General features: G+C 55.5%; 24 protein-coding genes. 19 read left to right on the top strand and 5 right to left on the bottom strand.

The annotated features are described in order from the left end of the window. Nucleotides 1–324: 324 nt before the first annotated feature. On the bottom strand, nucleotides 325–657 hold the full coding sequence (locus tag AC07VR_RS04015; protein WP_495010512.1) for a hypothetical protein: 333 nt from the start codon (nucleotides 655–657) through the stop codon (nucleotides 325–327). 168 nt (nucleotides 658–825) lie between these two features. Between AC07VR_RS04015 and AC07VR_RS04010 the strand changes: the two genes are divergently transcribed. Further along, nucleotides 826–1545, top strand: a complete 720-nt coding sequence (locus AC07VR_RS04010; protein WP_495010511.1) for a response regulator transcription factor — start codon at nucleotides 826–828, stop codon at nucleotides 1543–1545. A 90-nt stretch (nucleotides 1546–1635) separates the two neighbouring features. On the opposite strand, the gene gyrB is transcribed toward AC07VR_RS04010, so the two are convergent. From gyrB to dnaA, 4 genes are read right to left on the bottom strand one after another with little or no spacing between them, the layout of a single operon-like run. After that, nucleotides 1636–4053, bottom strand: coding sequence for a DNA topoisomerase (ATP-hydrolyzing) subunit B (gene gyrB / locus AC07VR_RS04005; protein WP_495010510.1), 2418 nt, complete (start codon nucleotides 4051–4053; stop codon nucleotides 1636–1638). A gap of 4 nt (nucleotides 4054–4057) precedes the next feature. Then, nucleotides 4058–5161 carry a DNA replication/repair protein RecF gene (recF, locus tag AC07VR_RS04000; RefSeq protein WP_494991051.1) on the bottom strand — a complete coding sequence of 368 codons (1104 nt, stop codon included), beginning with the start codon at nucleotides 5159–5161 and terminating at the stop codon, nucleotides 4058–4060. A 20-nt stretch (nucleotides 5162–5181) separates the two neighbouring features. Beyond that, on the bottom strand, nucleotides 5182–6285 hold the full coding sequence (gene dnaN, locus AC07VR_RS03995; RefSeq protein ID WP_495010509.1) for a DNA polymerase III subunit beta: 1104 nt from the start codon (nucleotides 6283–6285) through the stop codon (nucleotides 5182–5184). Nucleotides 6286–6324: 39 nt separating this feature from the next. After that, the gene (gene dnaA / locus AC07VR_RS03990) at nucleotides 6325–7839 is read right to left on the bottom strand and encodes a chromosomal replication initiator protein DnaA (protein ID WP_495010508.1); all 1515 of its coding nucleotides are present in this window, start codon (nucleotides 7837–7839) and stop codon (nucleotides 6325–6327) included. Nucleotides 7840–8404: 565 nt separating this feature from the next. Between dnaA and rpmH the strand changes: the two genes are divergently transcribed. The 18 genes from rpmH to AC07VR_RS03900 all read left to right on the top strand — a co-directional run bounded on the left by rpmH (nucleotide 8405) and on the right by AC07VR_RS03900 (nucleotide 24403). Beyond that, the gene (rpmH, locus tag AC07VR_RS03985; protein ID WP_003213577.1) at nucleotides 8405–8539 is read left to right on the top strand and encodes a 50S ribosomal protein L34; all 135 of its coding nucleotides are present in this window, start codon (nucleotides 8405–8407) and stop codon (nucleotides 8537–8539) included. Nucleotides 8540–8555: 16 nt separating this feature from the next. Continuing rightward, on the top strand, nucleotides 8556–8957 hold the full coding sequence (gene rnpA, locus AC07VR_RS03980; protein ID WP_208492426.1) for a ribonuclease P protein component: 402 nt from the start codon (nucleotides 8556–8558) through the stop codon (nucleotides 8955–8957). Beyond that, nucleotides 8950–9195 carry a membrane protein insertion efficiency factor YidD gene (yidD, locus tag AC07VR_RS03975; RefSeq protein WP_074872215.1) on the top strand — a complete coding sequence of 82 codons (246 nt, stop codon included), beginning with the start codon at nucleotides 8950–8952 and terminating at the stop codon, nucleotides 9193–9195. Before rnpA ends, yidD begins: the two co-directional genes overlap by 8 nt. Nucleotides 9196–9197: 2 nt before the next feature. Continuing rightward, nucleotides 9198–10880 carry a membrane protein insertase YidC gene (yidC, locus tag AC07VR_RS03970; protein ID WP_494991048.1) on the top strand — a complete coding sequence of 561 codons (1683 nt, stop codon included), beginning with the start codon at nucleotides 9198–9200 and terminating at the stop codon, nucleotides 10878–10880. A 79-nt stretch (nucleotides 10881–10959) separates the two neighbouring features. Beyond that, complete coding sequence (gene mnmE, locus AC07VR_RS03965) at nucleotides 10960–12330, top strand: tRNA uridine-5-carboxymethylaminomethyl(34) synthesis GTPase MnmE (protein WP_494991047.1); 1371 nt, start codon at nucleotides 10960–10962, stop codon at nucleotides 12328–12330. Between the two features lie 577 nt (nucleotides 12331–12907). After that, nucleotides 12908–14800: a tRNA uridine-5-carboxymethylaminomethyl(34) synthesis enzyme MnmG gene (mnmG, locus tag AC07VR_RS03960; protein WP_494991046.1), complete on the top strand. Its 1893-nt coding sequence runs from the start codon at nucleotides 12908–12910 to the stop codon at nucleotides 14798–14800. Next, nucleotides 14797–15441 (top strand): 16S rRNA (guanine(527)-N(7))-methyltransferase RsmG, encoded by a 645-nt coding sequence (gene rsmG / locus AC07VR_RS03955; protein ID WP_494991045.1) that lies wholly within the window; start codon nucleotides 14797–14799, stop codon nucleotides 15439–15441. The genes mnmG and rsmG overlap by 4 nt, the downstream gene beginning before the upstream one ends. 18 nt (nucleotides 15442–15459) lie before the next feature. Beyond that, entirely contained in the window at nucleotides 15460–16257 is a 798-nt protein-coding gene (locus tag AC07VR_RS03950; RefSeq protein ID WP_494991044.1) for a ParA family protein, read from the top strand. A 9-nt stretch (nucleotides 16258–16266) separates the two neighbouring features. Beyond that, complete coding sequence (locus AC07VR_RS03945; protein WP_495010507.1) at nucleotides 16267–17139, top strand: ParB/RepB/Spo0J family partition protein; 873 nt, start codon at nucleotides 16267–16269, stop codon at nucleotides 17137–17139. Nucleotides 17140–17287: 148 nt separating this feature from the next. After that, entirely contained in the window at nucleotides 17288–17695 is a 408-nt protein-coding gene (locus tag AC07VR_RS03940) for a F0F1 ATP synthase subunit I (RefSeq protein WP_494991042.1), read from the top strand. A gap of 16 nt (nucleotides 17696–17711) precedes the next feature. Further along, a complete protein-coding gene (gene atpB, locus AC07VR_RS03935) occupies nucleotides 17712–18581 on the top strand; it encodes a F0F1 ATP synthase subunit A (protein ID WP_494991041.1) in 870 nt (289 codons plus the stop codon). A 135-nt stretch (nucleotides 18582–18716) separates the two neighbouring features. Next, on the top strand, nucleotides 18717–18974 hold the full coding sequence (gene atpE, locus AC07VR_RS03930) for a F0F1 ATP synthase subunit C (protein WP_019694395.1): 258 nt from the start codon (nucleotides 18717–18719) through the stop codon (nucleotides 18972–18974). Nucleotides 18975–19032: 58 nt separating this feature from the next. Beyond that, nucleotides 19033–19503, top strand: a complete 471-nt coding sequence (locus AC07VR_RS03925) for a F0F1 ATP synthase subunit B (protein WP_494991040.1) — start codon at nucleotides 19033–19035, stop codon at nucleotides 19501–19503. A gap of 12 nt (nucleotides 19504–19515) precedes the next feature. Further along, entirely contained in the window at nucleotides 19516–20052 is a 537-nt protein-coding gene (locus AC07VR_RS03920; protein WP_495010506.1) for a F0F1 ATP synthase subunit delta, read from the top strand. 21 nt (nucleotides 20053–20073) lie between these two features. Beyond that, the gene (gene atpA / locus AC07VR_RS03915) at nucleotides 20074–21618 is read left to right on the top strand and encodes a F0F1 ATP synthase subunit alpha (protein WP_494991038.1); all 1545 of its coding nucleotides are present in this window, start codon (nucleotides 20074–20076) and stop codon (nucleotides 21616–21618) included. A gap of 50 nt (nucleotides 21619–21668) precedes the next feature. Next, nucleotides 21669–22529 carry a F0F1 ATP synthase subunit gamma gene (atpG, locus tag AC07VR_RS03910; RefSeq protein WP_494991037.1) on the top strand — a complete coding sequence of 287 codons (861 nt, stop codon included), beginning with the start codon at nucleotides 21669–21671 and terminating at the stop codon, nucleotides 22527–22529. A 27-nt stretch (nucleotides 22530–22556) separates the two neighbouring features. Further along, nucleotides 22557–23933 (top strand): F0F1 ATP synthase subunit beta, encoded by a 1377-nt coding sequence (gene atpD, locus AC07VR_RS03905; protein WP_494991036.1) that lies wholly within the window; start codon nucleotides 22557–22559, stop codon nucleotides 23931–23933. 44 nt (nucleotides 23934–23977) lie between these two features. Further along, the gene (locus AC07VR_RS03900) at nucleotides 23978–24403 is read left to right on the top strand and encodes a F0F1 ATP synthase subunit epsilon (protein WP_494991035.1); all 426 of its coding nucleotides are present in this window, start codon (nucleotides 23978–23980) and stop codon (nucleotides 24401–24403) included. The last annotated feature ends 112 nt before the right edge of the window (nucleotides 24404–24515 follow it).

The raw sequence follows: 24515 nt of genomic DNA, 5'->3' as shown, positions 1-24515 counted from the left end.
GCTAGCCCTTCACGTGAGGCTGCAGAAGTCGAGATAAGGGAGATGTGTCAGCCTCGCTGATTGAGCGAGGGATGACACATCCCTGTGTCGCAGTCAGATCTAAGGTTCGACCCGGCTTTCCAGCGTGAGCAAGCACTCCATTTTTCCCCCCTACCGCAGATCCCAAGCAAGCTCGCGATCCGGTGCCCGCCAGATCGACGGAAACACTCCCTGTGTCGGAGCATTTCCTATGCCCCAGTGTGCCACTCAGCGATAAGGAATTTACCTACTGACAAAGCGCATAAAGTCGGTTTGCAATATTTGTTCAGAATTCTGAATCCGGGTTCAGAACACCCAACGCTGTTGTTCTTCACGCAGAATCGGCTGTGTGGTCTGGCTAAACTCAGCCTGTGGATAATTCACGGGAGCGAATCCTCGTAATTCATCGGGGCTGAAATACCATTCAGTTATTACTTCATTGACGTGAGATACGGTCGTGGACTGCTTGGCTCCCAACCCGAGTCCCAGGTATGCAGCGAGAACCAGCGATGTCAGCCTGGTTAAATCCCTGCCATTTACAACCTTCGCGATCTGTTTTCGACCTATACGAAGCATGTTGTTCCCCATGTCCTTTTCCTTGAGGGTTTCGGTATCGTTCTGCGGAAAAAACACTGGCAATAACAGTGCTCCTGTCAGCTACCGGCCAATTGACATCAGCGTACCGAGCCGTAAGGATGCTCGAGCAAATTCCCATAATTGTTCAGATTCGAACTATCAGCCTAAACTCAGCGCCGTAGGACGTTTCAAAAAGCAATCGCACTCTCCGAGATGAAGGAACTACCCTGCATGCGTGTCGCAATATTGGATGACGAGCCCGCCGAGCTACGGCGGGTGGAACAGACACTGCGACAGATCCCGGCCACGAGAGAACAACCCTGGACGTTGCACAGCTTTGAACGAGGCGAAGATTTGCTGCGTCAGTTACGACGAGAAACATTCGATCTGTTGATCCTCGACTGGCAACTGCCCGACCTCAGTGGTTTGTCACTGCTGCGCTGGACTCGCGAACACATGGAAGCGCCACCAGCTGCGATCATGCTCACTAGCCGCGACGCGGAGAGCGACATCGTTCAGGCACTGAATGCGGGAGCCGACGATTACGTCAGCAAGCCGTTCCGACCCAACGAGCTCAAGGCGCGGGTGTCGGCTGTATTGCGCCGGCATGGCCTGCAACGTTCAACGGCTAACGAAGTGCAGAGCTTCAATGATCTCGAATTCGACGATGCTGAATTGACCGTCACCCGTGCCGGTAAGCCCATCAGTTTTACCGAGCGCGAATACCGCCTGGCACGCTGCCTGTTTGCCAACCTGGGCCGCCCGTTATCCCGGGAATATCTCTACGAGCGTTTCTGGACCCATGAAGAGATGGTGTCTTCTCGTCCTCTGGATACGCATATCTATCGATTGCGAAACAAGCTAGGCCTGACCGCTGATCGAGGCTGGCAGCTGCTGACCATTTACGGTTACGGCTATCGACTTGAAAGCGTCCATCCCGCGAGCGAGTAGGGCGCAAGCTTTTTCAGTGACATCAACTCAACGCATAAAAAAAGCCAACGCTGAGCGTTGGCTTTTTTTATTTCAGCAGATCACACCTGATCAGAAGTCCAGGTTGGACACCGCCAAGGCGTTGGTTTCGATGAAGTCACGACGTGGCTCAACCGCATCACCCATCAGGGTGTTGAAGATCTGGTCGGCACCGATGGCATCTTCGATCGTCACTTTCAGCATACGACGCACGCTTGGGTCCATGGTGGTTTCCCAAAGCTGGTCCGGGTTCATCTCACCGAGACCTTTGTAGCGCTGGATGGTGTGACGCTTGGTGCTTTCAGCCATCAACCAGTCCAAAGCTTCCTTGAACTCGGTGACGGCTTTCTTGCGCTCGCCGCGTTGAATATATGCGCCTTCGTCCAGCAAGGTGCTCAATTGAGCGCCAAGGGTGACGACAGTCTTGTAGTCATTGCTGCCGAAGAAGTCGCGGTTGAAGGTGATGTAGTTCGACAGGCCGTGGGAGATCAGTTCGACCTCTGGCAGCCAGACGTTACGCTCACGGTCTTCACGCAGGCTGGCTTTGTAGACCAGGCCGGATTTCTCCACAGTGCGCAGACGGACTTCGTACTGGGCCAGCCAATCCTGCATTGCTGCGTGATCGGACAGTTGATCCATGCTCACCGCTGGCAGGTAGATGAAGTGCTCGGTCAGTTCCTGTGGATACAGGCGCGACAAACGCTTGAGAGTCTTCATCACCATGCGGAAGTCATTCACCAGACGCTCAAGCGCTTCACCGGAAATACCCGGAGCTTCTTCGTTCAGGTGCAGGCTCGCGTCTTCAAGCGCCGACTGCGTCATGTACTCTTCCATGGCGTCGTCGTCTTTGATGTATTGCTCTTGCTTGCCTTTCTTCACTTTGTACAACGGTGGCTGAGCGATATAGATGTAGCCACGCTCGATCAGCTCAGGCAACTGACGGAAGAAGAAGGTCAGCAGCAATGTGCGGATGTGCGAACCGTCGACGTCGGCATCGGTCATGATGATGATGTTGTGGTAACGCAACTTTTCGATGTTGTACTCGTCGCGACCGATGCCGCAGCCCAGCGCAGTGATCAAAGTGCCAACCTCTTGCGAGGAAATCATCTTGTCGAAGCGGGCTTTTTCAACGTTAAGGATTTTACCTTTCAGAGGCAGAATCGCTTGAGTCTTGCGGTTACGTCCCTGCTTGGCGGAACCGCCAGCAGAGTCACCTTCCACCAGGTACAGCTCGGAAAGGGCAGGGTCTTTCTCCTGGCAGTCAGCCAGTTTGCCCGGCAGGCCGGCGATATCCAGCGCACCTTTACGACGGGTCATCTCACGGGCTTTACGCGCCGCTTCACGAGCACGTGCGGCGTCGATCATTTTGCCGACAACCAGCTTGGCTTCGTTAGGGTTTTCCAACAGGAAGTCGGAGAAGTACTTGCCCATTTCCTGTTCGACAGCGGTCTTCACTTCGGAAGAAACCAGCTTGTCTTTGGTCTGGGAGCTGAACTTCGGATCTGGCACCTTGACCGAAATAATCGCCGTCAAACCTTCACGGGCATCGTCACCGGTGGTCGCGACTTTATGTTTCTTCGCCAGACCTTCCGCTTCGATGTAGGTATTCAGGTTACGGGTCAGCGCCGAACGGAACCCCACCAGGTGAGTACCGCCATCGCGCTGCGGGATGTTGTTGGTGAAGCACAACAGGTTCTCGTTGAAGCTGTCGTTCCACTGCAGGGCAATTTCTACACCGATGCCATCTTCACGCTGGACGTTGAAGTGGAACACCTGATTGACCGCAGTCCGGTTGGTATTCAGGTATTCAACGAACGCACGCAGACCGCCTTCGTACTTGAACAGTTCTTCCTTGCCGCTGCGTTCATCCTTGAGGACGATACCGACACCGGAGTTCAGGAAAGACAGTTCACGAATCCGCTTGGCCAGGATGTCCCAGCTGAAGTGGATGTTCTTGAAGGTCAGATCAGAGGGTTTGAAGTGAATCTGGGTACCGGTGGATTCGGTCTCACCGACGATTTTCATCGGCTCTTGAGGAACACCGTGAACGTAGGTTTGTTCCCAGATCTTGCCGCTGCGACGAACCGTCAGCACCAGCAACTCGGAAAGAGCGTTCACTACCGAGACACCTACACCGTGCAAACCGCCGGAGACTTTGTAGGAGTTGTCATCGAACTTACCGCCGGCGTGCAGTACGGTCATGATGACCTCGGCTGCCGAAACGCCTTCTTCTTTATGCACGTCTACCGGAATGCCGCGACCGTTGTCGCGTACGGTGATGGACTCGTCCGGGTGGATAATAATGCTGATGTCGTCGCAATGGCCGGCCAAAGCTTCGTCGATCGAGTTATCGACCACCTCGAACACCATGTGGTGCAGACCGCTGCCATCGTCGGTGTCACCAATGTACATACCGGGACGTTTGCGTACGGCATCCAGGCCTTTCAGCACTTTGATGCTGGTTGAGTCGTACGTATTTTCTTCGCTCATGCCTTCACTCCCGATGGTCGTGGGTCTGGGTGATACGGCCCTGTTCCACGTGGAACAGAGCGACTGGCGTTTCCGTCTGCCAGCCTTCCCTCAATAATTCGTGGTCTACACAGGTGATAAACACCTGGCAGCGTAAGTCTTCCAACAAGCGGCAAAGTGCGCGGCGGTGCTGCTCGTCCAGTTCGGACGGCAAGTCATCCACTAGATAAATACATTGGCCACGCCGGGCTTGGCTGACCAAATGCCCTTGGGCAATCCGCAACGCACAGACCACCAACTTCTGCTGACCGCGGGACAAGATATCCGCGGCGTTATGTGCGCCCAATCTAAGGCGCAAATCAGCACGTTGTGGTCCGGCCTGGGTATGTCCCATTTGCTGATCCCGATGAAGGGATGTGGCGAGCACTGCACTCAGCTCTCGCTCCTTATCCCAGCCTCGGTAATAGCTAAGCGTTAAGCCCTCGAGCTCAACCAGTTCGCTTAAGGTCTGTTCAAAGACTGGTTTCAAGGCTTTGATATAAGCGCGGCGGTATTCATCAATTTCAGCGCTGGCCTGGCACAGTTCCCTGTCCCAAACCGCTTGCGAAACGGCGTCAAGTGTACCATGCCGCAGCCATGAGTTTCGCTGCCGAAGGGCCTTCTGCAGCCGCTGCCAAGTGGACATGAAACGTGGTTCCACGTGGAACACACCCCAGTCCAGAAACTGTCGGCGGATTTTTGGAGCGCCTTCCAACAATCGGAAGCTGTCCGGATTGATCAATTGCAATGGCAGTATTTCAGCCAGCTGCGCCGCACTGCGAGCGTTCTGCCCGTCGATGCGGATTTGAAACTCGCCTTGGCGATCACGGGAAATCCCCAAGGCGCTGTGCCCACCCTCAGCCAATTCAACCTGACCAAACACGGTGCACGCCAATTGCTCATATTGAATAACCGGCAACAGACGGGCACTGCGGAACGAACGAGCGAGCCCTAGCAGATGGATGGCTTCCAGAACGCTGGTTTTGCCGCTGCCGTTGGCGCCGTAAAGAATGTTGATGCGAGGGGAAGGGGAGAAGGTCACCGGGTGCAAATTGCGCACCGCGGTGACCGAGACGCGACTGAGGGACATCTAGCTTCTGCTGAACATGATTACAGGCGCATCGGCATAACAACGTAAGCCGAGTCGTCGTTATCGGACTCTTGTACCAACGCACTGCTGTTGGAGTCGGACAGAATCAAACGTACTTGTTCAGTAGTCATCACGCCCAACACATCTAGCAGGTAGCTCACGTTGAAGCCGATTTCCAGCGAGCCGCCGTTGTACTCCACACCGACTTCTTCTTCGGCTTCTTCCTGCTCAGGGTTATTCGCCTGGATCTTCAACTGGCCGTTGGCCAATTGCAGACGAATACCACGGTACTTCTCGTTGGAGAGGATCGCAGTACGGCTGAACGCTTCACGCAACGCCTGACGATCGCCCAGAACGAGTTTGTCACCGCCTTTAGGCAGAACGCGCTCGTAGTCAGGGAACTTGCCATCGACCAGTTTGGAAGTGAAGGTGAATTCACCGGTGGTCGCACGGATGTGATGCTGACCCAGTACGATGCTTACCAGCCCCTCAGGCTCTGTCAGCAAGCGAGCCAGCTCCAGAATACCTTTGCGCGGCACAATCACCTGGTGGCGATCGGTCTGGCCAATATCGGCTTGCATCGAGCACATCGCCAGACGGTGACCGTCGGTAGCCACCGCGCGGATGATGCCGGCGGACACTTCGAGCAACATACCGTTGAGGTAGTAGCGAACGTCCTGCTGAGCCATGGCGAAGCTGGTGCGTTCGATCAAACGACGCAGTTTGCTTTGCGCAAGTGTGCAGGTCAGCGAACCCGGGCCTTCTTCGACAGTCGGGAAATCATTGGCTGGCAACGTGGACAAGGTGAAACGGCTACGGCCGGCTTTCACCACAAGCTTCTGCTCGTCGACCTTGATATCGATCAAGGCGTCGTTTGGCAGGCTCTTGCAGATATCCATCAGCTTGCGTGCAGGAACGGTAATTTCTCCTGACTCGGCAGGCTCTTCGAGTTGCACGCGACCGACCAGCTCGACTTCCAGGTCAGTACCGGTCAGCGACAGTTGCTGGCCTTCGACAACCAACAGCACGTTGGAAAGCACCGGCAAGGTCTGTCGGCGCTCAACGACGCCTGCGACCAGTTGCAGGGGTTTCAACAGGGCTTCGCGTTGAATGGTGAAATGCATGGTCTAGTCCCTTGCCTTAATAAGCTGCGCTGGTCTTCATCAAGTGGTCAGTGTACGCAGCAGGTTCTTGTAGTCCTCGCGGATGTCCGCGTCGGATTCCTTGAGCTCGTTGATCTTGCGGCATGCGTGCAAGACCGTGGTGTGATCTCGGCCACCGAACACATCGCCGATTTCCGGCAGACTGTGGTTGGTCAGCTCTTTGGACAATGCCATCGCTACCTGGCGTGGACGTGCGACCGAGCGCGAACGACGCTTGGACAGCAGATCGGAAATCTTGATCTTGTAGTACTCAGCGACAGTGCGCTGAATATTATCCACAGATACAAGCTTATCTTGCAGTGCCAGCAGGTCTTTCAGGGATTCACGAATCAACTCGATGGTGATGTCGCGGCCCATGAAGTGCGAGTGGGCGATAACACGTTTAAGTGCACCCTCCAGCTCACGTACGTTGGAGCGAATACGCTGGGCAATAAAGAACGCAGCGTCATGGGGCAGATCGACTTTGGCCTGATCGGCTTTCTTCATCAGAATCGCAACGCGGGTTTCCAGTTCCGGCGGCTCCACGGCAACCGTCAACCCCCAACCGAAGCGCGACTTCAAGCGCTCTTCAAGCCCTTCAATCTCTTTAGGGTAACGGTCACTGGTAAGAATGACCTGCTGGCCACCTTCGAGCAGTGCGTTGAACGTGTGGAAGAACTCTTCCTGGGAACGTTCCTTGCGGGCGAAGAACTGGATGTCATCGATCAGCAGCGCATCGACCGAACGGTAGAAGCGCTTGAACTCATTGATTGCGTTGAGCTGCAACGCTTTGACCATGTCCGCGACGAAGCGCTCGGAATGCAGGTACACAACCTTGGCATTCGGGTTCTTCTTTAATAGATGGTTACCCACAGCATGCATCAAGTGGGTTTTACCCAGACCAACCCCACCATAAAGGAAGAGCGGGTTATACCCATGCTTGGGATTGTCCGCGACCTGCCAGGCAGCAGCCCGGGCCAATTGGTTGGACTTACCTTCGACGAAATTCTCGAAGGTGAAGGTGCGGTTCAGGTAACTGGTGTGCTTTAGCGCGCCTTCAACCTGCACGGTGCGCTGCTCGGAGCGTACCGGGGCTTGTTGCGAGCTGGCGCCGGCCATTGGGTCGAAGCTGTCGCGAGAAGGCTCTTCACTGACCTGGGCAACCTTTTGCGTAGAGCGTTTGGCTGGCGCAGTCGGCACCGGGGCATTGACCACAGGTGTCGCCGCAGCCTGGGCTTGAGACGCCGCCGCTGCCAAAGGTGCATTAGGCGCAGCACGAGGTGCCGAGCTGCGTTTGCTACCTATTAATAAGGAAAGCGCAGGCGCCAGGCCATTGCCATGCTCATCAAGTAGCTCGAGCACGCGGCCCAGGTACTTTTCGTTGACCCAATCGAGAACAAAACGATTCGGTGCGTAGACACGCAACTCGTCGCCCTCGGCTTCGACCTGTAGTGGACGGATCCAGGTGTTGAATTGCTGGGCAGGCAGCTCATCGCGCAGAAGCTCCACGCACTGCTGCCAAAGTTCCACTGACACGGATATCCCCTAAGTTGAAAGCCGGTGAGGCAAAAACAGCCGCCATTGTAGCGACCAGACGCACACTTATCCACATGTAGGTTGCTGACAGGTCATGAAGAATCAACGCCTTATCCATAAAAAACACGACCAATGGTATGTGTATAAGCTCTGTGGATAAGCCCGCCTGAGCTCGTTGTACAAGTGGGGGGCAAACCCGGTGGATAACCTGCCTGTGGATAACATGGCATTCCACACACAGCTTATCCGATAGCGCAGCACAGGCAGAACACCGTTTCTCACCATGGTTGTCATTCTCTGTACATCAAGTGATATAAGGCTTTAAGGTACTTATCCACAGATGCCGGCGGCCCTAGCTTTTATAAGCTTTACAGAAAAGCTTTAAATAATTCCCTTCTTTATTTCTATATCTGGCCACCCTCTGTCAGACGGCAAAAACCCACAGACATCTAATTTAAGGAAAAGCTGGTTGGAAATTGACCTAGAGGCTTGCTTTCTCTAGAATCGCCGGTCTCTTAAAACGGGGGCCATTCCGGCCCGTTGTGGACGAACCAGGTAACACGACATGAAACGTACTTTCCAACCAAGCACCATCAAACGCGCCCGTACTCACGGCTTCCGTGCTCGCATGGCTACCAAAAACGGCCGTGCAGTCCTGTCGCGTCGCCGCGCCAAAGGTCGTGCGCGTCTGGCAGTTTGATAATCCGGTACTGGTGGTGAGTCAGGACTTCAGTCGGGAAAAGCGTCTGCTTACACCCCGGCATTTCAAGGCAGTCTTTGACTCCCCCACCGGCAAGGTTCCGGGGAAAAATCTCCTGCTCCTTGCGCGTAACAACGATCTGGATCACCCCCGTCTGGGGTTAGTGATCGGCAAGAAGAGCGTAAAGCTCTCCGTTGAGCGCAATCGCCTCAAACGTCTGATGCGCGAATCGTTTCGCCTCCACCAGGATTCTCTGGTCGGTTGGGACATCGTTATCGTCGCGCGCAAAGGTTTGGGTGACGTAGAAAACCCCGAATTGATTCAGCATTTCGGCAAACTCTGGAAACGTCTGGCACGCAGCAAGCCGGTACCAGCAGTCAAAACCGAAACTGTAGGGGTAGACAGTCCCGATGCGTAAACTGGCACTCGTTCCGATCCAGTTTTACCGCTATGCCATTAGTCCTCTGATGGCCAGTCACTGTCGTTTCTACCCCAGTTGTTCCTGCTACGCGTACGAAGCCATAGAAAATCATGGCCTTCTGCGCGGTGGCTGGCTGGCCTTTCGTCGTTTAGGTCGCTGTCATCCGTGGAATCCCGGTGGTTATGACCCGGTTCCATCTATCCCTACCTCCCGTTCTTCTTCGATGGCCGAGTAATCATGGATATTAAACGCACGATCCTGATCGTCGCCCTGGCAATCGTGTCCTACGTTATGGTTCTTAAATGGAACCAGGACTATGGTCAGGCTGCCCTGCCGACTCAGAATGTTGCCGCCAGTACTACCGCACCGGGCCTGCCGGAAACGGCGACTGGCAATAACGCCTCCGTTAGTGACGACATTCCACGCGCGGCAAGCGATACCAGTGCACCAGCCGAAGCTCCAGTGGCTGCAAGCAAAGACCTCATCCAGATCAAAACGGATGTGCTCGACCTGGCTATCGATCCACAAGGTGGTGATATCGCCCAGCTGAAGCTGCCGCTGTATCCACGTCGTCAGGATCACCCGGAAATTCCATTCCAGCTGTTCGATAACGGCGGTGAGCGGACCTATCTGGCGCAAAGCGGTCTGATCGGGACCAACGGTCCGGATGCCAGTTCATCGGGTCGCCCGGTATTCTCGTCCGAGAAGAAGACTTATCAACTGGCTGACGGTCAGGACCAACTGATCGTCGACCTGAAATACAGCGCCGGCGGCGTCAATTACATCAAACGCTTCACCTTGAAGCGTGGTCTGTACGATGTAGGCGTTTCCTACCTGATCGACAACCAAAGCGCTCAGCCTTGGTCCGGTGCAATGTTCGCGCAATTGAAGCGTGACAACAGCGCCGATCCTTCTTCCAGCACTGCTACCGGCACCGCTACTTACCTGGGCGCTGCCCTGTGGACAAGTTCCGAGCCGTACAAGAAAGTGTCGATGAAGGACATGGACAAAGGCTCGCTGAAAGAAACCGTTCAAGGTGGTTGGGTTGCCTGGTTGCAGCACTACTTCGTGACTGCGTGGATTCCGGCGAAAGGCGAAAGCAACATCGTCCAGACCCGTAAAGACAGCAAAGGTAACTACATCATTGGTTACACTGGCCCGGCGTTGACCGTTGCGCCAGGCGCCAAGGCTGAAACGACCGCTACGCTTTATGCCGGTCCGAAAAGCCAGGCCGTACTCAAAGAGTTGTCCCCAGGCCTGGAATTGACTGTCGACTACGGCATTCTGTGGTTCATTGCCCAGCCGATCTTCTGGTTGCTGCAACATATCCACGCGCTGGTCGGTAACTGGGGCTGGTCGATCATCTTCCTGACCATGCTGATCAAAGGGCTCTTCTTCCCGCTGTCGGCAGCCAGTTACAAATCCATGGCACGCATGCGTGCAGTAGCGCCGAAATTGGCGGCTCTGAAAGAGCAACATGGTGATGACCGGCAGAAACTGTCGCAGTCGATGATGGAGTTGTACAAGAAAGAGAAGATCAACCCGCTGGGTGGATGCTTGCCGATTCTTGTGCAAATGCCGGTTTTCCTCTCGCTGTACTGGGTTCTCCTGGAAAGCGTGGAAATGCGCCAGGCACCCTTCATGCTGTGGATTACTGACCTGTCGATCAAGGATCCGTTCTTCATTCTGCCGATCATCATGGGTGCCACCATGTTCATCCAGCAGCAGTTGAACCCGACTCCTCCGGATCCGATGCAGGCCAAGGTGATGAAGCTGATGCCTATCATCTTCACCTTCTTCTTCCTGTGGTTCCCGGCTGGTCTGGTGCTGTACTGGGTGGTCAACAACTGTCTGTCGATCACACAACAGTGGTACATCACGCGTAAGATCGAAGCTGCTACCAAAAAAGCCGCTGCGTAACTTACTCTGTTGATAACCACTGAAAACGCCCCCTAGTGGGGCGTTTTGCTATCTGTCACTTTTGTCTGGATATTGGGTTATGAGCGTCCCTCGTGAAACCATCGCTGCCGTCGCTACCGCTCAAGGTCGTGGCGGTGTGGGCATCGTCCGAATCTCCGGACCGCTCGCAAGCATCGCCGCGAAAGCCTTCAGCGGCCGTGAACTGAAACCGCGTTTTGCGCACTACGGCCCGTTCCTCAGCGAGCAGGACGAAGTTCTGGATGAAGGCATTGCCCTATATTTCCCGGGGCCGAATTCATTTACCGGCGAAGACGTGCTCGAGCTCCAGGGCCACGGTGGTCCGATCGTGCTCGATATGCTGCTTCAGCGCTGTCTGCAATTGGGCTGCCGTCTGGCCCGTCCGGGGGAATTCAGCGAACGAGCGTTTCTTAACGACAAACTCGACCTGGCTCAGGCTGAAGCCATCGCCGACCTGATTGAAGCCAGTTCTACACAGGCCGCACGAAATGCTTTGCGTTCGTTGCAAGGCGCGTTTTCGCAGCGTGTGCATAACCTCACGGAACAGCTGATCAGCCTGCGTATCTATGTCGAAGCGGCGATTGATTTCCCGGAGGAGGAAATCGACTTCCTTGCCGATGGCCATGTGTTGAAGATGCTCGATACGGTGCGTGACGAGTTATCAACAGTACTGCGTGAAGCCGGGCAAGGGGCATTGCTGCGTGATGGCATGACCGTAGTGATCGCCGGTCGGCCAAATGCCGGCAAATCCAGTCTGCTCAATGCGCTGGCCGGGCGTGAAGCGGCGATCGTCACGGAAATTGCCGGAACCACTCGGGATATCCTTCGCGAACATATCCACATTGATGGCATGCCGCTGCATGTGGTCGATACTGCAGGGTTACGCGACACCGATGACCAGGTCGAAAAAATTGGCGTCGAGCGAGCTCTAAAGGCTATTGGTGAAGCTGATCGGATCTTGTTGGTGGTCGATGCCACCGCCCCCGAAGCTCTTGATCCGTTTTCGCTGTGGCCTGAGTTCCTGGAGCAGCGACCGGATCCGGCAAAAGTAACCTTGATTCGCAATAAGGCCGACCTGACGGGGGAAGCGATCGCGCTGGAAGTCAGTGAGGATGGCCACGTGACTATCAGCCTGAGCGCCAGGTCTGCCGGCGAAGGCCTGGAGTTGCTTCGCGATCACCTCAAAGCTTGCATGGGCTATGAGCAGACCTCGGAAAGCAGCTTCAGTGCTCGCAGGCGACATCTGGAAGCTTTGCGCCATGCCAGTACCTCACTCGAGCATGGTCGTGCGCAATTGACCCTCGCTGGTGCTGGTGAGCTTCTGGCGGAAGATTTGCGTCAGGCCCAGCAGGCTTTGGGTGAGATTACCGGTGCATTCAGTTCCGATGATCTGCTTGGCCGTATCTTTTCCAGCTTCTGCATCGGCAAATAACCTCACCATTCCCTCTGCAGGAGCCAAGCTTGCTCGCGAAGCGGCCTATCTGACAAACCGCATCGCATCGTTTGCTGGCAAGCCAGGCTCCCACCTCTGCACATTTCTCCAAATTATTTAAACCGCAGGCGGCATCGACCGCTTCGGTGGTTTCGCCGTGGGTGGAATTTGTTCCATTCAGCGCTTTTCTGTGGATTAAGCCCTGTGAATAACCGCCCTTAGGCTCAGTTGATAACAGGGCCAGAAAACTGAGGAAAACCCCGCCTGTGGACAACCATCACTTTTACCCACAGGCTTAAACCGGTTATCCAAGGGCCTCATTGCCACCTAACCACAGACTTATAAATCTCTGTACACATTGAAAATAAAGGCCTGTATAGATCTATCCACAGAATACAGGCTCAGTAGAAATAAACATAAAAACAAAGATTTAATAAATCTCTCTCTTTTAATTTCTATTATCTGTGATTCATCCACAGCTGGTTAAATTTTGTGCAAAGGGTTCTTTAAGAAGGTCGAAGTCCCTATACTTGCCGGTCTATCCGAATAACCCATAGAAGCAGGCACGAGGTGCGTGGTGGATTTCCCTTCCCGTTTTGAAGTGATCGTCATCGGCGGCGGTCATGCCGGTACCGAGGCTGCACTTGCGTCAGCACGCATGGGGGTAAAAACCCTGCTGCTTACGCATAACGTGGAAACCCTCGGAGCAATGAGCTGCAATCCCGCGATTGGCGGGATCGGCAAGAGCCATCTGGTCAAGGAAATCGATGCCCTTGGTGGCGCGATGGCCATGGCTACCGATAAAGGTGGTATTCAGTTTCGTGTGTTGAACAGCCGCAAAGGCCCAGCCGTGCGCGCTACTCGTGCCCAGGCCGACCGCGTTCTGTACAAGGCCGCTGTACGCGAGATTCTCGAGAACCAGCCGAACCTGTGGATATTTCAACAGGCTGCCGATGACCTGATCGTTGAACAGGAACAAGTGCGTGGTGTTGTCACCCAAATGGGCCTGCGTTTCTTCGCAGACTCCGTGGTGTTGACCACTGGCACCTTCCTCGGCGGACTTATCCACATCGGGATGCAGAATTATTCCGGCGGTCGTGCCGGCGATCCACCGTCGATCGCCCTGGCACATCGTCTGCGTGAACTGCCTTTGCGCGTGGGTCGCCTGAAAACCGGTACGCCACCGCGTATCGATGGCCGCTCTGTGGACTTTTCGGTAATGACCGAGCAACCCGGCGATACGCCGATTCCGGTGATGTCGTTCCTGGGGTCCAAAGAACAGCATCCAGCGCAGGTCAGTTGCTGGATTACCCACACCAATGCCCGTACACACGAGATCATCGCCTCGAACCTCGATCGTTCGCCGATGTATTCCGGGGTGATCGAAGGTATCGGTCCGCGTTACTGCCCGTCGATCGAAGACAAGATCCACCGCTTTGCCGACAAGGAAAGCCACCAGGTCTTCATCGAACCGGAAGGATTGACCACTCACGAGCTGTACCCGAACGGGATATCCACATCCTTGCCGTTTGATGTGCAGCTGCAGATCGTGCAATCGATCCGTGGCATGGAAAACGCTCACATTGTTCGCCCGGGCTACGCCATCGAGTACGACTACTTCGATCCGCGAGACCTGAAGTACAGCCTGGAAACCAAAGTCATCGGCGGTCTGTTCTTCGCCGGGCAGATCAACGGCACCACCGGTTACGAAGAAGCCGGTGCCCAGGGTTTGCTGGCCGGCACCAACGCGGCACTGCGTGCCCAGGGCAAAGACAGCTGGTGCCCGCGTCGCGACGAGGCATACATCGGCGTATTGGTCGACGACCTGATTACCCTGGGTACTCAGGAACCGTACCGGATGTTCACCTCCCGCGCCGAATACCGCTTGATCCTGCGCGAAGACAACGCGGACCTGCGTTTGACCGAAAAAGGTCGCGAATTGGGTCTGGTGGATGACGTGCGTTGGGCGGCTTTCTGCAAGAAACGCGAAAGCATCGAGCTGGAAGAACAGCGTCTGAAAAGTACCTGGGTTCGCCCTGGCACCGAACAAGGCGATGCAATCTCTGAAAAATTCGGCACGCCGCTGACTCACGAATACAACTTGCTGAACCTGCTGACCCGTCCGGAAATCGACTACGCTGGTCTGATCTCGGTGACTGGCGCGGGCACGGAAGATCCACAAGTCGCCGAGCAGGTTGAAATCAAGACCAAATACGCCGGCTACATCGATCGCCAGCAAGATGAAATCGCTCGCCTGCGGGCCAGCGAAGACACCAGGTTGCCTGTGGATATCGATTACACGAACATCTCGGGGCTTTCCAAAGAGATTCAAAGCAAGCTCGGCGCGACCCGCCCGGAGACCCTGGGCCAGGCTTCGCGGATTCCGGGCGTTACCCCGGCAGCGATTTCGCTGCTGATGATTCATTTGAAAAAACGCGGCGCGGGCCGTCAGTTGGAGCAAAGCGCTTGAGTTCGTTGGTCACCTCGCAACACGCCGAAGAGTTATCCACAGGCGCTCGCCAGCTGGGTGTCAGCCTGACAGACGCCCAACATGCGCAGCTGCTGGACTACCTGGCCCTGTTGATAAAATGGAACAAGGCTTACAACCTCACGGCAGTACGTGATCCGGACGAAATGGTTTCACGGCATTTGCTCGACAGCCTGAGCGTGATGTCCTTCATCGAAAACGGTCGCTGGCTGGATGTCGGTAGCGGCGGCGGGATGCCTGGCATCCCGTTGGCAATCCTGTTTCCCGAGTCACAAGTGACCTGCCTGGACAGCAATGGCAAGAAAACCCGTTTTCTGACCCAGGTCAAACTCGAACTAAAACTGGATAACCTGCAAGTTATCCACAGTCGCGTCGAAGCCTTCCAGCCTGAACTGCCATTCAACGGGATCATTTCCCGGGCGTTCAGCAGTATGGAGAACTTCAGCAACTGGACTCGCCACTTAGGCGATAGCGACACACGTTGGCTGGCAATGAAGGGCGTTCATCCTGCGGATGAGCTGGTAGCATTGCCGGCAGACTTCCACCTCGATAGCGAACACGCCCTGGCCGTACCTGGTTGCCAAGGCCAACGCCATCTGCTGATACTGCGCCGCACGGCATGATTGGGAACACAAGCAAGAATGGCTAAGGTATTCGCGATAGCGAACCAAAAGGGTGGTGTGGGCAAGACCACCACCTGCATCAACCTCGCAGCATCCCTGGTCGCGACCAAGCGTCGGGTGCTGTTGATCGATCTCGATCCACAGGGCAACGCCACCATGGGTAGCGGTGTGGATAAACACGGCCTGGAAAATTCGGTCTATGACCTGCTGATCGGTGAATGCGATCTGGCCCAGGCCATGCATTTTTCCGAGCATGGCGGTTATCAACTGCTACCGGCCAACCGCGATCTGACTGCGGCAGAAGTCGTTCTGCTGGAAATGCAGATGAAAGAAAGCCGTCTGCGCAGCGCCCTGGCGCCGATCCGTGAGAATTACGATTACATTCTGATCGACTGCCCGCCATCGCTGTCGATGCTCACGCTCAACGCTCTGGTGGCTTCCGATGGCGTGATTATCCCCATGCAGTGCGAGTATTTCGCACTGGAAGGTCTGAGCGACCTTGTGGATAACATCAAGCGTATCGCTGAACTGCTGAACCCGAACCTGAAAATCGAAGGCTTGCTGCGGACCATGTATGACCCGCGCCTGAGCCTGATGAACGACGTTTCAGCCCAGCTCAAGGAACACTTCGGTGAGCAGCTGTACGACACTGTGATTCCGCGCAACATTCGTCTGGCCGAAGCACCGAGTTATGGCATGCCGGCTCTGGCGTACGACAAACAATCCCGTGGCGCGCTGGCCTATCTGGCCCTGGCGGGCGAGATGGTTCGTCGCCAACGCAAAAACTCACGCACCGCCGCTGCTCAGGCAACTTAAGGAATCCCCATGGCCGTCAAGAAACGAGGTCTCGGACGTGGACTGGATGCACTGCTGAGTGGTCCGACTGTCAGCTTGCTGGAAGAGCAGGCGGTACAGGCAGATCAGCGTGAGCTGCAGCACTTGCCGTTGGACCTGATTCAACGTGGCAAATACCAGCCACGTCGGGACATGGATCCACAAGCGCTGGAAGAACTGGCTCAGTCGATCAAGGCACAGGGTGTGATGCAGCCGATTGTGGTTCGCCCGATCGGTGGTGGTCGCTTTGAAATCATTGCTGGCGAACGCCGCTGGCGTGCCAGTCAACAAGCCGGTCAGGAAACCATCCCGGCGATGGTGCGCGATGTGCCGGATGAGACCGCGATCGCCATGGCGCTGATTGAGAACATCCAGCGCGAAGACCTCAACCCTATCGAGGAAGCGGTCGCCCTGCAGCGCTTGCAGCAGGAATTCCAGCTGACTCAGCAGCAAGTCGCCGAAGCGGTGGGTAAATCCCGCGTGACCGTGGCCAACTTGCTGCGCTTGATCACGTTGCCTGAAGTAATCAAGACGATGCTGTCCCATGGTGACCTGGAAATGGGTCATGCACGTGCATTGCTGGGTTTGCCGGAAAATCAACAGGTTGAAGGGGCGCGACACGTTGTCGCACGTGGCCTGACTGTTCGCCAGACTGAAGCCCTGGTTCGCCAGTGGTTGAGTGGTAAACAGGAGCCTGCCGAACCCACCAAACCTGACCCTGATATTGCCCGTCTCGAGCAGCGTCTGGCTGAGCGCCTGGGCTCTGCGGTGCAGATCCGCCACGGAAAGAAGGGCAAAGGACAGTTGGTCATCGGTTATAACTCACTCGATGAGTTGCAAGGCGTTCTCGCACACATCCGCTGAAACAAAACCATATGTAGCGCGCAGACGGAAATCACTACCTGGCAGTTGAATAGGGGCAGAACCGCCCCTATACTCTGCGCGCATTTTGTCGGCACAAATTATGCCAAGTTATTGAATTTTGGTAGCCGGCCCTTGGGGGGCAATAGTGATGGAAAGCCGCACGCCAAACCGCTTGCCGTTCCATCGCTTGGCGGTATTTCCGGTGTTATTGGCTCAATTTGTCGTTTTGCTGCTCGCCGCTTTGGCGCTCTGGCGATGGCATGGAGTCGTAGCCGGATACTCGGGACTCTGCGGAGGACTGATAGCCTTGCTGCCCAATGTGTATTTCGCTCACAGGGCATTTCGGTTTTCCGGCGCCCGAGCAGCTCAAGCCATCGTCCGGTCTTTTTATGCTGGCGAGGCGGGCAAACTGATTTTGACGGCTGTGCTGTTTGCACTGACGTTTGCAGGTGTGAAGCCATTGGCGCCATTAGCTGTATTTGGCGTCTTCGTGCTGACCCAACTGGTCAGCTGGTTCGCTCCCCTGCTAATGAAAACAAGACTTTCGAGACCTTAGGGCGTTTGAGGCAACCATGGCAGCAGAAACCGCTTCGGGCTATATCCAGCACCACTTGCAGAACCTGACCTTCGGTCATCTACCTAACGGTGGCTGGGGTTTTGCCCACACCGCAGCAGAAGCCAAAGAAATGGGCTTCTGGGCATTCCACGTCGATACCCTCGGCTGGTCTGTTGCGTTGGGTCTGATTTTCGTCCTTCTTTTCCGCATGGCGGCAAAGAAGGCGACTTCCGGTCAACCAGGTGCTTTGCAAAACTTTGTTGAAGTTCTGATCGAGTTCGTCGACGGCAGCGTGAAAGACACCTTTCACGGCCGTAACCCGTTGATCGCGCCATTGGCCCTGACGATTTTTGTCTGGGTATTCCTGATGAACGCTATCGACCTGGTACCGGTCGACTGGATTCCTAAACTGGCCGCAATGATTTCCGGGGACCAACATCTGGTCTTCCGCGCCGTTGCGACCACTGACCCGAACGCGACTCTGGGCATGTCCCTGTCGGTGTTCGCGTTGATCATTTGCTATAGCATCAAGGTCAAGGGCATCGGCGGTTTCATCGGCGAACTGACCCTTCACCCGTTCGGCAGCAAGAACATTTTCGTTCAGGCTCTGCTGATTCCGGTGAACTTCCTGCTTGAATTCGTGACGCTGGTTGCCAAACCGATCTCTCTGGCACTGCGTCTGTTCGGCAACATGTACGCTGGCGAGCTGGTGTTCATCCTGATCGCTGTCATGTTCGGCAGCGGCCTGCTCTGGCTCAGCGGCCTGGGCGTGGTGCTGCAATGGGCGTGGGCTGTATTCCACATCCTGATCATCACCCTGCAAGCGTTTATCTTCATGATGCTCAGCATCGTCTATCTGTCGATGGCGCACGAAGAGAACCATTAAGACCCGCCTGGCGAGTCTGATGACCCTCTCGTTTTGGCGCGAGGGTGCCCATTGGGGCTGATGTATCAAACGATTTTGTTTTACCGCTTTAATCTAAAAAACCTAAACCATACGACGTAAAAGTCGGGAGGAAAGATGGAAACTGTAGTTGGTCTAACCGCTATCGCTGTTGCACTGTTGATCGGCCTGGGCGCACTGGGTACCGCAATTGGTTTCGGCCTGTTGGGCGGCAAGTTCCTGGAAGGCGCAGCGCGTCAGCCAGAAATGGTTCCAATGCTGCAAGTTAAAATGTTCATCGTTGCCGGTCTGCTCGACGCCGTAACCATGATCGGCGTTGGTATCGCTCTGTTCTTCACCTTCGCGAACCCTTTCGTTGGTCAACTCGCTCACTAATTACTCGGTTTTTCGAGTTGAGCAAGTGTGATGGACAACGAACGAGCGAGGTGTTGGCGTGAACATTAATGCAACCCTGATTGGCCAGTCCGTTGCGTTCTTCATTTTTGTACTGTTTTGCATGAAGTTCGTGTGGCCTCCGGTCATCGCGGCTTTGCACGAACGTCAGAAGAAGATCGCGGATGGACTGGACGCTGCCGCCCGAGCAGCTCGCGACCTGGAATTGGCCCAAGATAAAGTGGGTCAACAACTGCGCGAAGCAAAAGCTCAGGCAGCCGAAATCATTGAGCAAGCCAAGAAACGCGGTAATCAGATCGTCGATGAGGCTGTTGATAAAGCCCGTGTCGATGCTGAACGTGTGAAGGTTCAGGCTCAGGCCGAGATCGAGCAGGAACTGAATGGTGTCAAAGACGCGCTGCGTGCCCAACTGGGTGCTCTGGCCGTTGGCGGTGCCGAGAAGATCCTGGGTGCCACAATCGATCAAAACGCGCACGCGGAGCTGGTTAACAAACTGGCTGCTGAAATTTAAGCGAGGGCGATCATGGCAGAACTGACCACGTTGGCCCGACCTTACGCTAAGGCAGCCTTCGAGCACGCCCAGGCCCACCAGCAGCTGGCCTCTTGGTCAGCCATGCTCGGCCTGGCTGCAGCAGTGTCGCAAGACGACACCATGCAGCGCGTGCTCAAGGCCCCGCGACTGACGAGCGCAGACAAGGCCACCACGTTTATTGACGTGTGTGGCGAGAAGTTTGATGTGAAGGTACAGAACTTCATTCACGTTGCAGCCGAGAACGACCGTCTTCAGCTTTTGCCGGAGATCGCCGCTCTGTTTGACCTGTACAAGGCCGAACAAGAGAAATCGGTAGACGTGGAAGTCACCAGTGCTTTTGCATTGAACCAAGAACAGCAAGACAAACTCGCCAAGGTTCTCAGTGCACGACTCGACCGGGAAGTGCGCCTGCAAGTTGCGGAGGATGCCACCCTTATCGGTGGTGTCATCATTCGCGCCGGCGACCTGGTTATCGATGGCTCGATTCGCGGCAAACTCGCGAACCTTGCCGAAGCATTGAAATCTTGAGTTTGAAGGGGCAGCAGAGCAATGCAGCAACTCAATCCTTCCGAAATAAGTGAAATTATCAAGGGCCGCATCGACAAGCTCGATGTGACCTCCCAAGCCCGTAACGAAGGCACTGTCGTCAGCGTATCTGACGGTATCGTGCGGATTCACGGTCTGGCCGACGTTATGTACGGCGAGATGATCGAGTTTCCGGGCGGCGTCTTCGGTATGGCCCTCAACCTGGAGCAAGACTCTGTAGGCGCCGTTGTATTGGGCTCTTACCAGTCTCTGGCTGAAGGCATGAGCGCCAAGTGCACTGGCCGCATCCTCGAAGTTCCAGTTGGTAAGGAACTGCTGGGTCGCGTAGTCGACGCACTGGGTAACCCAGTTGACGGCAAAGGTCCGCTGAACAACACCGAGACCGATGCGGTCGAGAAAGTTGCACCAGGCGTGATTTGGCGTAAGTCGGTAGACCAGCCTGTACAGACTGGCTACAAGGCTGTCGATGCCATGATCCCTGTCGGCCGTGGCCAGCGTGAGCTGATCATCGGTGACCGTCAGATCGGTAAAACCGCTCTGGCGATCGACGCGATCATCAACCAGAAAAACAGCGGCATCTTTTGCGTCTACGTAGCAATCGGTCAGAAACAATCGACCATCGCTAACGTGGTTCGCAAGCTGGAAGAAAACGGCGCCCTGGCAAACACGATCATCGTGGCTGCCAGTGCTTCCGAATCTCCTGCGCTGCAATTCCTGGCACCGTACTCCGGTTGCACCATGGGCGAATACTTCCGTGACCGCGGTGAAGACGCGCTGATCGTTTATGACGATCTCTCCAAGCAAGCAGTGGCCTACCGCCAGATTTCCCTGCTGCTGCGCCGTCCACCAGGCCGTGAAGCTTACCCAGGCGACGTGTTCTATCTCCACTCCCGTCTGCTGGAGCGTGCATCCCGCGTTTCGGAAGAGTACGTAGAGAAGTTCACCAACGGTGCCGTGACTGGCAAGACCGGTTCTTTGACCGCTCTGCCAATCATTGAAACCCAGGCTGGCGATGTTTCCGCGTTCGTTCCGACCAACGTGATTTCCATCACCGACGGTCAGATCTTCCTGGAATCGGCCATGTTCAACTCCGGGATCCGTCCGGCTGTGAACGCCGGTGTTTCGGTATCCCGTGTGGGTGGTGCCGCTCAGACCAAGATCATCAAGAAGCTTTCCGGTGGTATCCGTACCGCTCTGGCTCAGTACCGTGAACTGGCTGCATTTGCTCAGTTCGCTTCTGACCTGGACGAAGCCACTCGCAAGCAGCTTGAGCATGGTCAGCGCGTTACCGAGCTGATGAAGCAGAAGCAATATGCGCCGATGTCCATCGCCGACATGTCGTTGTCCCTGTATGCCGCTGAACGTGGCTTCCTGGTTGACGTCGAGATTCAAAAAATCGGTAGCTTCGAGCAGGCCATGATTGCTTACTTCAACCGCGATCACGCCGATTTGATGGCGAAGATCAACGTGAAGGGTGACTTCAATGACGAAATCGACGCTGGCCTCAAAGCCGGTATCGAAAAGTTCAAGGCCACCCAAACCTGGTAAGCCGCAGCGGGGGCCGAGAGGCTCCCGCTTGCTAACCTGATAGGTGTTACATGGCAGGCGCAAAAGAGATTCGCAGTAAGATTGCGAGCATCAAAAGCACGCAAAAGATCACCAGCGCCATGGAAAAAGTGGCGGTCAGCAAAATGCGCAAGGCACAAATGCGCATGGCTGCTAGCCGTCCTTACGCGGAGCGCATCCGCCAGGTTATTGGTCATCTGGCCAACGCCAACCCGGAATATCGCCACCCGTTCATGATCGACCGCGAAACCAAGCGCGTCGGTTATGTCGTAGTGAGCAGTGACCGTGGTTTGTGCGGTGGTTTGAATACCAACCTGTTCAAGGCTTTGATCAAGGACATGGCGGTAAACCGCGAACGCGGCGTAGAGATCGATCTGTGCGTGGTCGGCAGCAAAGGTGCGGCATTTTTCCGCAACTTCGGCGGTAACGTAGTCGCTGCTATCAGCCACCTGGGTGAAGAGCCGTCGATCAATGATCTGATCGGCAGCGTCAAGGTGATGCTGGATGCCTACCTGGACGGCCGTATTGACCGCCTGTCCGTGGTATCCAACAAGTTCATCAACACCATGACGCAACAGCCTACCGTGGAGCAGTTGATTCCATTGGTGGCGACCCCGGAAAAAGAACTCAAGCATCACTGGGACTACCTCTACGAACCAGACGCCAAAGAGCTGCTTGACGGCTTGATGGTGCGCTACGTGGAGTCGCAGGTGTACCAGGCGGTGGTCGAGAACAACGCAGCTGAACAAGCAGCGCGGATGATCGCGATGAAGAACGCTACCGACAACGCCGGTGATTTGATCAGCGATTTGCAGCTGATCTACAACAAGGCGCGTCAGGCTGCGATCACCCAAGAGATCTCGGAAATCGTCGGCGGCGCTGCCGCGGTTTAACGGTTCAAATATTCAGAGGATCCAGCTATGAGTAGCGGACGTATCGTTCAAATCATCGGCGCCGTTATCGACGTGGAATTTCCACGCGACAGCGTACCGAGCATCTACAACGCGCTGAAAGTACAAGGCGCGGAAACTACCCTGGAAGTTCAGCAACAGCTGGGCGACGGCGTAGTTCGTACCATTGCGATGGGTTCCACCGAAGGCTTGAAGCGCGGTCTGGGCGTTATCGACTCCGGCGCAGCCATCTCCGTACCGGTCGGTAAAGCGACTCTGGGCCGGATCATGGACGTTCTGGGCAACCCGATCGACGAAGCAGGCCCGATTGACACCGAAGAGCGCTGGGGCATTCACCGTCCTGCGCCATCCTTCGCTGAACAAGCTGGCGGCAACGACCTGCTGGAAACCGGTATCAAGGTTATCGACCTGGTTTGCCCGTTCGCCAAGGGTGGTAAAGTCGGTCTGTTCGGTGGTGCCGGTGTAGGCAAAACCGTAAACATGATGGAACTGATCCGTAACATCGCCATCGAGCACAGCGGTTATTCCGTGTTCGCCGGTGTGGGTGAGCGTACCCGTGAGGGTAACGACTTCTACCACGAGATGAAGGATTCCAACGTTCTGGACAAAGTTGCACTGGTTTACGGTCAGATGAACGAGCCGCCGGGTAACCGTCTGCGCGTAGCACTGACTGGCCTGACCATGGCCGAGAAGTTCCGTGACGAAGGTAACGACGTACTGTTGTTCGTCGACAACATCTATCGTTACACCCTGGCCGGTACTGAAGTATCCGCACTGCTGGGCCGTATGCCTTCGGCAGTAGGTTACCAGCCGACCCTGGCTGAAGAGATGGGCGTTCTGCAAGAACGTATCACTTCGACCAAGGAAGGTTCGATCACTTCGATCCAGGCGGTATACGTACCGGCGGATGACTTGACCGACCCGTCGCCAGCGACCACCTTCGCCCACTTGGACGCCACCGTCGTACTGTCCCGTGACATCGCTTCCCTGGGTATCTACCCAGCGGTCGATCCACTGGACTCGACTTCGCGCCAGCTGGACCCGATGGTTATCGGCCAGGAACACTACGACACCGCTCGCGGCGTGCAGTATGTGTTGCAGCGCTACAAAGAGCTGAAGGACATCATTGCGATCCTGGGTATGGACGAGCTGTCGGAAGCCGACAAACAGTTGGTAAACCGTGCTCGTAAGATCCAGCGCTTCTTGTCGCAGCCGTTCTTCGTGGCTGAAGTCTTCACCGGTGCTTCGGGTAAATACGTTTCCCTGAAAGACACCATTGCTGGCTTCAAAGGCATCCTCAACGGTGACTACGACCACCTGCCAGAACAAGCGTTCTACATGGTCGGCAGCATCGAAGAAGCGATCGAGAAAGCCAAAAAACTGTAATCCCGGCGCCCGGCAACGGGCGCTAATCAGGTTGAGGCAAGCAGATGGCTATGACAGTCCATTGCGATATCGTCAGCGCGGAAGGAGAAATCTTTTCCGGTCTGGTCGAGATGGTGATCGCGCACGGCAGCCTGGGTGATCTTGGTATCGCTCTAGGTCACGCTCCGCTGATCACTGAACTGAAGCCGGGTCCGATCCGCCTGATCAAACAGGGTGGGGAAGCCGAGGTGTTTTACATCTCCGGTGGTTACCTCGAGGTTCAGCCGAACATGGTCAAGGTTCTTGCCGACACTGTGCAACGTGCTGCCGACCTGGACGAAGCCTCCGCTCAGGAAGCCGTCAAGGCTGCCGAGAAGGCCCTGCATGAAAGAGGCGCGGAGTTCGATTACGGTTCTGCTGCCGCTCGTCTGGCCGAGGCTGCAGCTCAGCTGCGCACCGTCCAGCAGATCCGCAAGAAGTTCGGCGGCTAAGCCATCAGCTTTTTGTGTGATTGATTAAAAAGGGTAGCCTCGGCTACCCTTTTTCTTTTTGTGCAATTCACTTTCTGGTCACAGCCGCTGACCACCCAGGATTGGTAGCCAG

It is taken from the genome of Pseudomonas sp. GW821-FHT02H09 (assembly GCF_059421425.1).
Note: the sequence above shows the minus strand (reverse complement) of the source record. Positions and strands in the feature narration are given on the sequence as shown.